This window comes from Desulfovibrio desulfuricans (assembly GCF_004801255.1).
In the GTDB taxonomy this organism is placed as follows: domain Bacteria; phylum Desulfobacterota; class Desulfovibrionia; order Desulfovibrionales; family Desulfovibrionaceae; genus Desulfovibrio; species Desulfovibrio desulfuricans_C.
The window spans coordinates 1,528,497-1,542,111 of sequence record NZ_CP036295.1 but is presented as its reverse complement, the minus strand read 5'-3'; the positions used below and the strand labels follow the sequence as shown (position 1 = coordinate 1,542,111).

The following is a 13,615-nucleotide window of genomic DNA, read 5'->3' as shown; positions in this document are numbered from 1 at the left end:
TCAATACGGCAAATTTTAACTATATACCTATGTAAAAGGAGTACTTGCACCTCACCTGTCAGCAGCAATCACCAACCTGTAACCATGTTCTTCTCGAGGTACTTATGGCTCATCTCGAAACCACCGAACAAGTTTTGCGCAATCGTGGTGTCAGCCGTCGAGATTTCATGAAATTCTGTGCGCTTACCGCTGTCGCGCTCGGCCTTGGTCCAGGCGCGGATATGGCCATCGCACAGGCTCTGTCAACTAAACCCCGCCTGCCCGTGCTGTGGATCAACGGGCTTTCCTGCTCTTGTTGTACAGAATCATTTTTGCGCACAGCCCACCCGCTGGCGACAGACATCGTACTCTCAATGATTACAATGGATTATCAGGACACTGTCATGGCGGCTGCTGGGGATCAAGCCAATGCAGCCTACGAGGAGGCCATCCATAAATACAAGGGCCAGTATATTCTGGCTGTAGAAGGCAACGTGCCCCTCAACGGCCAGGGCATGTACTGCATTGATGCTGGCAAACCGTTTTATGAAAAGCTCAAGGAGGGCGTGGAAAACGCAAAGGCTCTGGTGGCCTGGGGAACCTGCGCATCATGGGGCTGCGTGCAGGCCGCCCACCCCAACCCAACCGGCGCCACGCCTTTGCACAAGCTGTTTCCCAACAAACCCCAGCTCAAGGTGCCCGGTTGCCCGGCCATACCTGAGGTCATGAGCTCAATTCTGACCTACATCATTACTTACGACAGGCTGCCGACGCTTGATTCTCAGGGCAGGCCCGTGATGTTTTATGGCAAGCGCGTGCACGACCACTGCTACCGCAGGGCGCACTTTGACGCGGGCGAATACGTGGAATCGTGGGACGATGAAGGCGCACGCTCTGGCCTGTGCCTTTACAAGATGGGCTGCAAAGGCCCCACCACCTACAATGCCTGCCCCTCAACACGCTGGAACAACGGCGTTTCCTTCCCCATTCAGTCTGGCCACGGCTGCATTGGCTGCTCGGAACAGAACTTCTGGGATCAGGGATCGTTTTATGACCGCATAACCACCATCCCGCATCTTGGTACCAATGCCACGGCAGAGACCGTGGGCGTTGCCGCTGTGGCGGGCGTAGCCGCTGGCGTGGCCGTACACGGCGTTGCCAGCATGGTGCGCCATGCAGGCAGCAAAAGCGGCAAGGGCCCCTCTGACACCGACTCCAACAGCTGAGGAAATACCCCATGGCCTACGAATATACTACTTCACAGGGTTATGCAGTTAAGGACTCCGGCCGCCGTGTGGTTGTTGACCCGGTTACCCGCATCGAGGGGCATCTGCGTTGCGAGGTGAACCTTGACGACAACAACGTTATCACCAATGCGGTATCGTGCGGCACCATATTCAGAGGAATCGAAATAATCCTCAAAGGACGTGACCCGCGCGACGCCTGGGCTTTTGTGGAACGCATCTGCGGCGTGTGCACGGGTACGCACGCGTTGGCCTCTGTGCATGCGGTGGAAAACGCCCTTGGCATTGAAATACCCGACAACGCCAACATCATCCGCAACATCATGCACCTGTGCCTCATGTATCATGACCATCTGGTGCACCTGTACCATCTGGCAGGGCTCGACTGGGTAGACGTGATTTCTGCCGCCAAGGCGGATCCCAAGGCCACCTCGGAGCTCTCGCACAAGCTCACTCCCTGGCCCAATTCATCGCCGGGGTACTTCAAATCCATCAAGGACCGCCTTACCCGCATAATAGAATCGGGTCAGCTTGGCATTTTCACCAACGGCTACTGGGGTCACCCGGCCTACAAGCTGCCGCCCGAAGCCAACCTGCTGGTGGTTGCCCACTATCTGGAAGCGCTCGATTTTCAAAAAGACATGGTGCAGATACACACCATTTTTGGCGGCAAAAACCCCCACCCCAACTGGCTGGTTGGCGGCGTGCCCTGCTCGCTGAATCTGGACGCGCACGGAGCCTCAGACGTTATCAATCAGGAACGCCTGGAGCTTGTACTGCAGCTTATTGAACGCTGCCGCACCTTTGCCCAGCAGGTGGTCATGCCCGACACCCTTGCGCTGGCAGCCTTTTACGGCGACTGGCTGAACATAGGCGGCGGGCTTTCCAAGCTTTCGGTTCTGGCCTACGGCGCCATACCGGACACAGCCAACGATTATTCTGAAAAAAGCCTGCTGCTGCCGCCCGGGGCCATCATCAACGGCAACTTTAACGAAGTGTTGCCCGTTGACCTGCACAACCCCGAAGAAATTCAGGAAACAGTGGCCCACTCGTGGTACAAGCCCTACCCTGGCGGCAAAACCGGCCTGCACCCCTTTGACGGCGTAACAGAACCCAACTACGCCCCCGGCCCCAACATCAAGGGCACGCCCACCGACCTCAAGCAGGTGGACGAACGCGACCGGTATTCGTGGATCAAAACACCGCTGTGGCGCGGCCACCAGATGGAAGTAGGCCCGCTGGCCCGCCTGCTGGTGGGCTATGCCAAAAAAGACAGCGAAATCAAGGGCCTCATTGATGACTTTCTTGGTCAGGCCAAGGCTCCGGTTGCTGTCCTGCAGTCGACCCTTGGCCGCATTGCCGCGCGTTCGCTCGAGCTTGTCTGGTCGGCCGACAAGATGCGCTATTTTTACGACAAACTTGTGGCCAACCTCAAAAACGGCAACCGTGCAACCGCCAATACCAAGCTGTGGAAGCCGGAAAGCTGGCCCAACGGCACCTTGCGCGGCGTGGGCTTTACCGAAGCACCGCGCGGCGCGCTGGGGCACTGGATCACCATCAAGGACAGAAAGATCGAAAACTATCAGTGCGTTGTCCCCACCACCTGGAATGGTGCGCCCCGCAGCCCCGACGGACAGCTCAGCGCCTATGAAGCATCCCTGATGGGCACAAAGATGGCTGTTCCCAACCAGCCCCTTGAAATACTGCGTACCCTGCACAGCTTTGACCCCTGTCTGGCCTGCTCTACGCATATTATCGGGCCGGACGGATCCGAGCTGATCTCGGTTAGAACAGACAACTGCTTCTAGCGTTCGGGCAATCCGAGCCGCGGAGTACAAGCCTTCCGCCGGGAGAACGTCATGAGCGAACAACATCTGCTTCCGCAAATGCCCATGGGCAAAAGCATCTATGTGTACGAGCTGCCCATACGCATATGGCACTGGGTTATGGTAGCCTGCGTCGCTGTACTTATCGTCACAGGCTACATCATCGGCAAACCATGGCTTTCCGTAACTGGCGAGCCTTATAACACATTTTATATGGGGTACACGCGCATGGCCCACTTTATTGCGGGCTTTGTGCTGATTATTTCAACTGTACTGCGTTACATATACGGCCTTGTCTGGGGCAATCGCTATTCGCGCGAGCTCATCATAGTGCCGGTATGGAGCAAAGCCTGGTGGAGCGATCTGTGGCAGGACGTGCGCTGGTACCTGTTTCTCAACAAGGAGTGCGGCGCGCATGTGGGCCACAACCCGCTGGCGCAAATAGGCATGGGCACGGGCATGATCTTTATGCTTGTCATCATGCTTACAGGCCTTGGCATGTACGCCCAGGACAGCCACGTACCGTTTATCCGCTTTTTTGCCTTTGTGCAGGACTGGATAAACAACTGGTTTGGCGGCAACGGCCAGATGACCCGCAGCCTGCACCGTCTGGGCATGCTGCTGCTCATTACCTTTGTGACGGTGCACCTCTACATGGTCATACGCGAAGAAATCATGGGCAAGACCACGCTGGTTTCGTCCATGTTCAGCGGCTATCGTCAACGCCGCAAGAAGTAATTGATGTAACCTAACAGCATTGAGGGGCGGCCCGGCGGGGCCGCCCCTTCCTGAACCTGGGAACTTTAATGGAACAGATCATCATTCTTGGTCTTGGCAATATTCTGTACGGCGACGAGGGCTTTGGCGTGCTGTTGGCGCAGCGGCTCTACGCCCACTGGGATTTTCCTGAAAACGTGGAAGTTGTAGACGGCGGCACGCAAGGACAGACCCTGCTGACCTTTGTGGAGCGTGCCGACAGGCTGCTGGTGCTTGATGCTGTTGATTTTGGCCTGCAACCGGGCCAGCTGCTGCTACGGGACAACGTGCCCGCCTACCTGACGGCGCAGAAGATTGGCCCGCATCAAAACAGCTTTTCAGAGGTCATGGGGCTGGCAGCCCTGCGCGGCACGGCGCCAAGCAGCTGCGCTCTCATCGGCGTGCAACCGGCGGCCATGACCCTCGCGGCCCCGCTATCCAAGCCGGTTAGCGAAAGCTTTGAGGCCGCCCAGAGCATGGCCCTGGACATACTGCGGCAATGGGGCGTCGCCCCCAGCCTGCGGGCGCAGCCGAGGCACCTTTCTGCAGCCGTGCTCGATACGCTTGTGCAGGGCGGGGTGTGATGTAACACGCCAAACCGGGATACAAGGCGGCGTACAGAAACTGTCCGCGCCAGATGCCGGCCCATTGCCCGGCAAATCCTCCGCCCGCTGGCGGCCCACTATCAACCAGAAGACACGCGGCGCAATTATCGCAAGCCCGCGTGTCTTTTATTTTTTACGCACAAGGCATATGCTCTGCGCCATCACTGATGAGGAGACAACATGGCTCAGATCAACATATACACGCAGCAGATTACCATAGAACCGGACGATATAGACATGCAGCACCGCGTCAGCAACCTGCGCTATGTGGCATGGATGCAGGACGTGGCCGTGGCGCACTCCGCCGTTTGCGGCTGGCCCATGGAGCGGTACGAGAGCATTGGTCAGGGCTGGGTGGTGCGCCAGCATACCATTACCTACAAACGCCCGGCCTTTCTGGGCGATGTGATAACCGCCGCGACCTGGATAGCTTCGTATGCATCGCGTCGCAGCCTGCGCCGCTATGTCTTTTGGAATGCAACGGCAAAAACCCTGCTTGCCGAGGCGGAAACCCAGTGGGTTTTTATCGATATGACCAACGGCAAACCCGTCAGCGTACCGGACGAGCTGCAGGCGGCCTTTCCCATTGTGGAGGCTGACGCCGCAGCTGTGTTTAGACAGCTCTGCGTGTAACCATGCGCAACATAAAGCAAAAGGCCGTGGTGTTTGCGAACGCCACGGCCTTTTGCTTTATGGGGCAGATGTTACTTGAAGAGTTCCCGTTCCTGCACCTTGCGGTCAATGCGGTCTTCAACCTCAATGCCCTTGGGCGGGGTAAAGGTAAAGTCCGATGTCTTCAACGAGGTATCGGGCTTAAACTGCGTAAACCGCACGTCGTTGGAATTGCCGTAAAAATCAATAATGCTCGCCCTGCGGATGTAGCCGGTGCCGGGTTCGACCCACAGCAGGGCTTCTACCATCTGCGGGGCAGGTTCCTTGGGATAGAGGTGCAGTTTGGCAAGGCCGTTTTCCTGCCCGTCTTCCTTGACGTCAAAGTCTTTGGTCAGCGCTGCCTGCCCTGTTATCACCTGAATAATGCTGCGCGAATCCCGCACAAGCTCCAGAGGATAGCGGTAGGCTATTTCTTCATCAGCCAGATAGTCCCATATTTCCCTGTCGGTCACCACAAGGGTTTCTTCGTGGGGCTTGTCTGTCTGCCAGCGGATGAGCAAGGGCTTCTGAAACAGCAGGTTGCCCTGTCGCTTTTCTACCGAGCCGCTTTCCTTGTGGGTAAGCGTCTGCTCAAATGTGGCGGAAAACGTGCGCAGTTTTTCGTACCGAGCCTGAATGGTGGCAGCGATATCAGAAGCCTGGGCAGCAGTTGCAGCAATAAGAACAAGCCCGACTGCCAGGGCCAACATGCCATTTATGCGCATAACACCTCCACGGCCTGAGCCGCCTTGTGCCTGAAGTTGCAATTATTTGACCACCGCGCGCGGTTTGCTGCCGTCTGCCGGGCCAATTATGCCATCGTGTTCGAGTTGTTCAACCAGGCGGGCCGCCCGGTTAAAACCGATTTTAAAACGGCGCTGCACCAGCGAGATGGAAGCGCGGCCCTGATCGCTCACAAACGCCTGAACTTCTCCGTACAGGGGATCCTGCGCCGCGTCGCCTCCGCCCGCGCTGCCCCCGCCGTTCACAGAGTCGAGGCCCCACTGGGCGAAGTCGATCTTGTACGAGGGGCTGAGCTGACGTTTCCAGTAAGCCACCACTCCCTGCACCTCTTCGTCGCTCAGGAAGGGGCCGTGCAGGCGCTGCAAACGCCCACCGCTGGGCTTGAAGAGCATATCGCCCCTGCCAAGCAGATGCTCCGCGCCAACCTGATCAAGAATGGTGCGCGAATCATGCTTGGAAGTAACCTGAAAGGATATACGGCACGGAAAGTTTGCCTTGATGAGACCGGTCACCACGTCCACGCTGGGGCGCTGGGTGGCAACTATCATGTGTATGCCTGCCGCACGGGCCAGCTGCGCAAGACGCACGATGCTGGTTTCCACCTCGCGGGCTGCGGTCATCATGAGGTCTGCCAGCTCGTCAATGACAATAACAAGGTAAGGCAGGGGCTCAAGGTCGGCAAAGTCGGGCGGCAATTCATTTTTGCAGGCAGCCAGCTTCTGGTTAAAGCCCGCAACGTTGCGTACCCCAAGGCGCGCCATGGCCTCGTAGCGGCGGTCCATCTCGTGCACGGCCCAGTCAAGGGCGTTTTTGGCCTCGTTCATCTCGGTGACCACGGGGTGCACCAAATGCGGCTCGTCAGCGTACACGGCCATTTCAATGCGCTTGGGATCCACAAGCAGCAGTTGCATGTCCTTGGGCTGCGTACGGTACAGCAGGCTGATGAGAATGCCGTTGAGGCACACGCTCTTGCCCGCGCCGGTAGCGCCAGCCACAAGCAGGTGCGGCATGCGCGTGAGGTCGGCTATCACGAGCTTGCCCGCAATATCCTTGCCCAAAATCATGGTCAGGGGGCCGCACCCCTTGCGGAAAGACTCGGAGGCCGCCAGTTCCCTAAAATTGACTGTTTCGCGGTTGTCGTTGGGTATTTCAATACCCACCGTATCAGTACCGGGAATGGGAGCCTGAATGCGCACAGCCACAGCCTTGAGCGCCAGCGCAAGGTCGTCGCTGAGGTTGGCGATACGGCTCACGCGTATGCCCGGCGCTGGTCGCACCTCATACATGGTGACCACTGGCCCCGGGGTCACATGCACAAGCTCGCTTTGGATGTCAAAATCTTTCAGACAGGCAATAAGGGCCTTGCCTCTGGCTTCGCGTTCTTCCTTGCTGGTGTTGCCAGCAATTTTAACCGGCGGGGCCAACAGATCAAGGCCGGGCATGGGTATGGCTACCTTGCGGCCGGTCATGCCCGACAGCAGCCCGGTCAGAGCGCCCTGTTTTTTGGGTGCTTCGGCAGCGGGAGCTGCAGGGGCGTTTGCCTTGCCGACAGCAGGCTGAACAACCGTTGCCGGAGGGGCCTGCACGGCAGAAGACTCGCGCTGAGCCGCATGCTGCCGCTCGTCCGCTTCCGGCGCTTCAAGCCCGGGCGAGATGGGCACGCCGTTAAAGTCTTCGGCCACGGCAAAAGGATCGTCCGCGTCCGTGCGGCTCAGGCTGGCTTCTTCAGCCTGCTGCTGGGCGGCGCGGTTCTTTTTTTCTTCAAAAACCTCAGGTAGCGAATCTGCGGTAGGCTGAATGTTGCCCAGGCGGTCACGCCAGCGCGTCCAGAATTCCATGGAAGGCAGATGCAGCTGCCGCAGCGACCATGAGCGTTTGCCCTCGCTTGCCGAGGGCTGACGCTCTGCCGCCGGGGGCGACTGCGCAGATTCGCCCTGCCGCGCGGCAAGACGCGCCTGCGCCCATTGCGCAAAACGGGCCGCCAGATTGAACCATGAGATGTTGCAAGCAAGCTGCGTGCCCACAAGCGCAATAAACAGCCAGACCAGAGCTGAACCGCCCGGGCTCAAAAACCGGCTGGCATTGATATGCAGGGCGTTGCCCACCATGCCGCCGCCCCACATGTCGCCCAGGGTGATGTCAGCGGCCGAGCCGATAACAAGCAGACAGATGGTCAGCAAAAAAAAGCCCAGCCAGCGCGACCAGTGCAGGCTGTACGCAGGAGAAACGTAGGCCGCCCCCAGCGCACCGAAAATCAGTGGGCAGAGATAGGCGGCCACGCCAAACACATCGTTAAGAAAACCAGCAGTGTACGCGCCGAAAAGGCCCGCCTTGTTTCTGACCTTGACCACGCCGCTGACCACATGGTTGAGACCAGGGTCGTTGGCGTCAAAACTGAGCAGGCTGAGCAACAGCAGCAGTGCCCAGAAGATAAGAAAAAGGCCAAGAAGCTCGCGGCTGAATTTATGGGCGTCCGTAGGGCTACCCTCCCGAACCGGTTATCATTCCCGGCCCAGGTATTCCTTGGTGCGGGTGTCAACCTTGATGCGGTCACCTTCGTTGACAAAAATGGGCACCTGAACCGAAATACCGGTTTCAAGCTTGGCGGCCTTGGTGACGTTGCTTACAGTGTCACCCTTGGCGCCGGGCTCGGTTTCAATAACAGTCAGCACAAGGCTCAGCGGGATGTCGATATCAAGGGGGTTGCCCTTGTACAGCAGCACGCGGCATTCCTGACCGTCTTTAAGGAAGCCTTCCTTGCCGTCGGTGGTGGTGATGTGCATCTGCAGCTGTTCGTAGGTAGTCATATCCATGAAGATAAGGTCGTCTTCCTGGCGATAGAGAAACTGCATGTCGCGGGTTTCCAGGTCGGGCTTGCCAACTTTTTCGCCGGAACGGAAGGTTATATCCTGCATGCGGCCGGTAAGGATGTTGCGCAGTTTGGTGCGCACCATGGCGCCACCCTTGCCGGGCTTGAAGTGCTGAAAGTCAACGATTTCGAAAGGGGTTCCCTCGACTTCAATCTTCAGGCCCTTACGAAAGTCTGTGGTAGAATACATTTGTCCTCCTAACATGTCGCCTCAAACCGGCGCAGGCTGGCAGAAAAGCCGATCATTTGCCAACTGCGGCAAGAGCGGCTACCTTATACGGAAGTTGGCTGAAAATGTCAGCCCTGAATTGAAAATATTTGCTGAAACAAGCCTGCTTGTCAAGACACAAAGCTAAAGTATTACATGAGGTTTATTATGAATCCCGTTCTTACCCTTGAAACCACCGCCTATACCCTTGAGCAGCTCATATCGCTGCCAGAGGCGCAAATAGCCCTTGCCGGGCGCTCAAATGTCGGCAAATCATCGCTTATCAACGCGCTGGCCGGACGAAAAAAACTGGCTAAAGTCAGCTCTACCCCCGGCAAAACACGCTCGGTAAATTATTATCGCGTCACGCCCCACAATTTCTATCTTGTGGACCTGCCGGGCTACGGCTATGCCCGCGCAAGCCATTCCGAACGCGAAAAATGGGCGCATTTGCTTGAGCGCTACCTGGTGGAATGCGCAAGCCTCAAAGCTTTGGCCCTGCTGCTCGACAGCCGCCTTGAGCCTCAAACGCTCGACAAAAACCTTGCAGCCTTTGCCCGCACCAATGGCCTGAATATTGTGCCCGTACTGACCAAGGCCGACAAGTGCACCCAGCGAGAGCGCGCCAACCGGCAAAATGAATGGCAGGAACTGCTCGGAACGCGCCCGATTGTCACCTCGTCCAGCAACCGATACGGCATAGACAATCTGTGGCGTGCGCTGGTTGAAACAGCCGCTCCCCAGCGCGTTGACGCTGATAGCGACAGCGGCGAACCGCAACCGCAAGATGTAGCGCCAAACCTGGCGCAAAACCAAGAGTAAAATCAGGCCTATAATCAGAGCGCAACAAGGTTGCGGACAGCGCTTTGCGCCCGCCGCAAGCAGCCCCACACGCAGCTGCAGCCACGCCAGACATTTGGACGCGGGCAATGGCTCTGCCAAGGCGTATTATGCGTCCCTTTTACGACGGGTCACGCCATTGCGGCCTGAGTATGGCGTCTTACCTCGCCTGTCAAGGCATGACAATGGCTTTGAGGCTGAGGTCCCGGCAGTACTCTGGCGGCAAGTGCCGCCAAGCGAGGCTACGGGCTGACGTTCGTTAGGGACAGCGTCTGGGCGCTACGTCTTGGCATTGCCCGAATCTACGGCGGGTTCCATGTGTATGCTCAGTCTCCCCAGCTGGGGCACGGCTGCCCTGATGCGCTTTTCAAGGCGCGAGCATACGTTGTGAGCCTCCTCAACCGACAGGCCCACGCTGACATTGCAGTGGAATGAAATACACACCCCTTGCTCGGGCAGCACGTAGGTAGAAAATTTGTGCGGCGTGCACGCCAGGGGTTCATTTCCCACAGCCGCCTCAATCTCGCGCCAGGCCATTTCTGAAAACGGCAGTGAAACCGAAGCGCCGGATTCGAGCGCAGCGCTTGGGGCCTTGGGCTCAAGATGGCTGACGATCTCAACGCCCGGCAAGGTTTCGCGCAGCGAATCCTCAAAAGCCTTGACGCGAGCGTAGGCCCTGTCAAAGGGCATCTGGCCGGGCAGCTCCACATGCAGCTCAATGTGACAGGCCGTATCCGCACTCAGGACATGCACGTCGTGCACGGCCAGACCGTGCTCCGAGGCGGCAAGCTGCACCAGGACAAAGGGGTTGTTTTCGTCAATGCGGCACGATTTGCGCGGCTCGACATGCACGGTCACATCCGCGCCCGGCAAGACGGCGGCCACGGCCTCCTCCGCCTCGTGCGCCAGCCGATGACCGTCGCTTACCTTCAAACCAGGCGCAACACCCACCGTCAGGTCAACAAAGCTCTGCGGGCCGCTTGTGCGCACGCGCACCCGTGTGACTTCTGATATGCCCGCGATTTTTTTGACTCCTGCGACAATGGCCTCGCTGGCGTGCGCAGAGCCGGAATCCATAAGCATGTCCACCGCATCCGCCGCCATGTGCATGCTGGCCCTGAAAATAATGGCGGCCACCAGCAACGCGGCCACCGTATCCGCCTGCGAAAGCACCCTGCTCACAGGCGCCGGCAACTGCAAGGCCTGCGCTAACCATACGGCAAACACGCCCACAAGCACCACGGCCGAGGACAAAATATCGGTGGAAAAATGCAGAGCATCGGCCTCAAGGGCCTGGCTGTTAAAGTTTTTGGCCACACGCCGCAAAACGCGCACCCGATTGATGTCTATGGCCATGGAAAAAGCCATGACGCCAACACCCCAAAGCGAGGGAACAACAGGGCTTGCCCCGGATGTGAGGCGGTGCACGCCTTCATAAACGACCCAGGCGCACGTAACGAACAGCAGCACCGTCTGCGCCAGGGCGGACAGGTTCTCTGCCTTGCCGTGACCGTAGGGATGCCGCGAATCGGCAGGTTTTGATGAAATTTTTATCGCTGCAAGCGTAAGGGCCGCAGCCAAAAGGTCAAGCCCGCTGTGCAGCGCCTCGGACAATATGCCAAGACTGTTTGTATATAGCCCTACGGCGAGTTTGACACTGGTAAGCGCCAGCGCTGCCAGCAGCGAAAACATGGCGGCACGGCTTTTTTCGTCTGCACCGCTGTTAAGCATAGTCATAGGGCATCCCTATATCTGGCAGATATTCTGAGGGTTATAAAATGCAGGCACAAACTACGCAAGACGGCCAGCGGCGCAAATACAAGGCATGGGCGTAATGCGACACAAACCGGCTGTTTTTTTCAAAACAGCCGGTTTGTAATGCGTGCAAACTTTTAGCAAAAACCGTTACGTACGCTTACAGCCAAGTAAACCACTTTTTCCAGCTGCCCTCGCGTTTTTCACGAACGTCCTTCGACTGCGCCTCACGATAGTTGTGATAGGCAGCGAGGCTCTTTTCCTGGGCGTGCTCGGCAACTTCAGGCACATCCTTGTAAGTGGCAACAATGTACTCGTAGCGATGCCAGGCCGGGCCGTATTTCTTCATGTGCCAGAACACGTCGGCAATATACAGTTCGTGCTCGGCCATAAGCTGACGGCACGTGCGCATGTGCTCTTCCGCGCTCTTGGAATAGGGCGAATCGGGGAAGGTCTGGCGCAAGCGGTCAAAGTAGTCGTACGCTTCCTTAAGCTCTGTGGTGGCCCTGTCGATGGAGCGGAACTGCTTCATGAGCGACATGCCTGTCTGGTACAGAACATAGGGGATAGCTTCGTGACGAGGATGCAGCGACTCGAAATCCTTGTAGGTTTCGGCTGCAAGCTCGTATTCCTCGTCAAGGAAATAGGCGTCGGCCAGCGACAGCTCCGCATCAACCGTATAGGGGCTGAAGGGGTAGGTGTCGCGAAGTTTGTTGTACAGCTCCACGGCGCGCACGTAGTTTTTTTCACTCATGGCGTCATTGGCGGCTTCAAAAACCTCCTGGGCGGTATCTTCCGCCGGCGGCAGGTATATCATATCAATGATGCCGCAACCGGAAACCGCAAACATGCTTATGACAAGCAAAAGGGAGCGAAGCATTTTTTTATGCATGGAGCTGTTCCAAAAAGACAAACGCCGCCTGCGCGGCAGTTGCGCCGTCACCGGCGGCAGTGATTACCTGACGGCAAAGCTTTGAACGGATATCACCAGCGGCAAAAATGCCCGGAATGCTCGTGCGCATTTCCGTATCGGTGATAATGAAGCCTTGTTCGTCACGGACGACCTCTGCGGGCAAAAAGGCGGTGGAAGGCTCATACCCAACATAGACGAAAAGCCCGTCTACGGGCAGATGGCGTTCCTGACCGGTCTTCAGTTCCTTTACCGTTAGGCCTGTCAGCTCGTTTTCGCCGTGCAAGCGGCTTACAACGCAGCTGCGCATGATCTCGATCTTGTCGCCGTAGGCGGCAAGCTTATCCTGATAAATCTTGTGCCCGCGAAAATCATCGCGGCGGTGGATAAGATAGAGCTTTCCTACAATCTTTGCAAGGTAAAGTGACTCTTCCAGCGCCGAATTGCCGCCGCCAACTACCGCTACCGTCTGGTTGCGAAAAAAATTGCCGTCGCAGATGGCGCAATACGATACGCCGTGGCCGCGCAGCCTGTCTTCGTTTTCCAGCCCAAGCGGCTTGTGGTGCGCGCCAGAGCAGACAATAACCGTCTTGCAATGGTGCTCTGCGCCGCCAGCGCGAACAACAAAATGCCCAGCCGAGCCGGTCACCGATTCAACTGATGCGGCTGGCCGGTCTACAGCAAGACCGGCCAGGTGCGCATCAAAAAGATCCGCCAGCTCATAGCCCTTGATGCCCTTGGGAAAACCTGGATAGTTTTCCATGGCTTCAGTTTGCAGTATCTGACCGCCTGCTGCCAGTTGCTCGGGCAAAAGCACCGAGCAACCAGAACGGGCCAGATACATGGCAGCCGTAATACCAGCGGGGCCGCTGCCTATGACAACGGCGTCATATACCTTCATGCCAGAGCCTTTGAGTCAATAAGGTCTTTGAGGGCAGCCTTAGTGACGGCTCCGGTGATTTGCTCCACCGTTTCACCCTTTTTGAAAAGGACGAGTGTCGGGATAGCGCGAATGCCAAACTTGGTGGGCGTGGCCGGATTTTCGTCCACGTTCATTTTTACAACGCGTACCTTGCCGTCATACTCGGTTGCCAGTTCGTCGATGATGGGGCCTACCGCGCGGCAAGGACCGCACCAGGGAGCCCAAAAATCGAGCAGAACCGGAAGATCAGACTTGAGCACAACGCTTTCAAAGGTGGCGTCAGTGACCTGTTCAGCCATAACTATC

Annotated in this window: 12 protein-coding genes and 1 pseudogene; 6 read left to right on the top strand and 7 right to left on the bottom strand. The window is 57.5% G+C overall.

The features are described 5' to 3' along the window. The first annotated feature begins 104 nt into the window (after positions 1-104). The 5 genes from DDIC_RS06460 (at position 105) to DDIC_RS06440 (ending at position 5,043) form a co-directional block, all read left to right on the top strand. The gene (locus DDIC_RS06460) at positions 105-1,205 is read left to right on the top strand and encodes a hydrogenase small subunit (protein WP_136399681.1); all 1,101 of its coding nucleotides are present in this window, start codon (positions 105-107) and stop codon (positions 1,203-1,205) included. An 11-nt stretch (positions 1,206-1,216) separates the two neighbouring features. Further along, a complete protein-coding gene (locus DDIC_RS06455; RefSeq protein WP_136399680.1) occupies positions 1,217-3,031 on the top strand; it encodes a nickel-dependent hydrogenase large subunit in 1,815 nt (604 codons plus the stop codon). A 51-nt stretch (positions 3,032-3,082) separates the two neighbouring features. After that, a complete protein-coding gene (cybH, locus tag DDIC_RS06450) occupies positions 3,083-3,787 on the top strand; it encodes a Ni/Fe-hydrogenase, b-type cytochrome subunit (protein WP_136399679.1) in 705 nt (234 codons plus the stop codon). Between the two features lie 68 nt (positions 3,788-3,855). Next, a complete protein-coding gene (hybD, locus tag DDIC_RS06445; protein WP_136399678.1) occupies positions 3,856-4,389 on the top strand; it encodes a HyaD/HybD family hydrogenase maturation endopeptidase in 534 nt (177 codons plus the stop codon). Between the two features lie 201 nt (positions 4,390-4,590). Beyond that, on the top strand, positions 4,591-5,043 hold the full coding sequence (locus tag DDIC_RS06440) for an acyl-CoA thioesterase (RefSeq protein ID WP_247647580.1): 453 nt from the start codon (positions 4,591-4,593) through the stop codon (positions 5,041-5,043). Positions 5,044-5,114: 71 nt separating this feature from the next. Here DDIC_RS06440 and lolA read toward each other — a convergent pair whose 3' ends face one another. The 3 genes and pseudogenes from lolA to efp form a co-directional block, all read right to left on the bottom strand. After that, positions 5,115-5,786, bottom strand: coding sequence for an outer membrane lipoprotein chaperone LolA (gene lolA, locus DDIC_RS06435; RefSeq protein ID WP_136399677.1), 672 nt, complete (start codon positions 5,784-5,786; stop codon positions 5,115-5,117). Positions 5,787-5,828: 42 nt separating this feature from the next. After that, positions 5,829-8,300, bottom strand: a pseudogene (locus tag DDIC_RS06430) (DNA translocase FtsK); the annotation flags it as partial. Positions 8,301-8,306: 6 nt separating this feature from the next. Then, positions 8,307-8,864, bottom strand: a complete 558-nt coding sequence (efp, locus tag DDIC_RS06425; protein ID WP_136399675.1) for an elongation factor P — start codon at positions 8,862-8,864, stop codon at positions 8,307-8,309. Positions 8,865-9,050: 186 nt separating this feature from the next. On the opposite strand from efp, the gene yihA reads away from it, so the two are divergent. Then, entirely contained in the window at positions 9,051-9,704 is a 654-nt protein-coding gene (yihA, locus tag DDIC_RS06420) for a ribosome biogenesis GTP-binding protein YihA/YsxC (protein WP_136399674.1), read from the top strand. A gap of 297 nt (positions 9,705-10,001) precedes the next feature. Here yihA and DDIC_RS06415 read toward each other — a convergent pair whose 3' ends face one another. From DDIC_RS06415 to trxA, 4 genes are all read right to left on the bottom strand, one after another. Further along, the gene (locus tag DDIC_RS06415; RefSeq protein ID WP_136399673.1) at positions 10,002-11,459 is read right to left on the bottom strand and encodes a cation diffusion facilitator family transporter; all 1,458 of its coding nucleotides are present in this window, start codon (positions 11,457-11,459) and stop codon (positions 10,002-10,004) included. 178 nt (positions 11,460-11,637) lie between these two features. Next, a complete protein-coding gene (locus DDIC_RS06410; protein ID WP_136399672.1) occupies positions 11,638-12,369 on the bottom strand; it encodes an outer membrane protein assembly factor BamD in 732 nt (243 codons plus the stop codon). After that, a complete protein-coding gene (trxB, locus tag DDIC_RS06405) occupies positions 12,362-13,288 on the bottom strand; it encodes a thioredoxin-disulfide reductase (RefSeq protein WP_136399671.1) in 927 nt (308 codons plus the stop codon). The genes DDIC_RS06410 and trxB overlap by 8 nt, the downstream gene beginning before the upstream one ends. Then, entirely contained in the window at positions 13,285-13,608 is a 324-nt protein-coding gene (gene trxA, locus DDIC_RS06400) for a thioredoxin (protein ID WP_136399670.1), read from the bottom strand. The genes trxB and trxA overlap by 4 nt, the downstream gene beginning before the upstream one ends. Between the last annotated feature and the right edge of the window lie 7 nt (positions 13,609-13,615).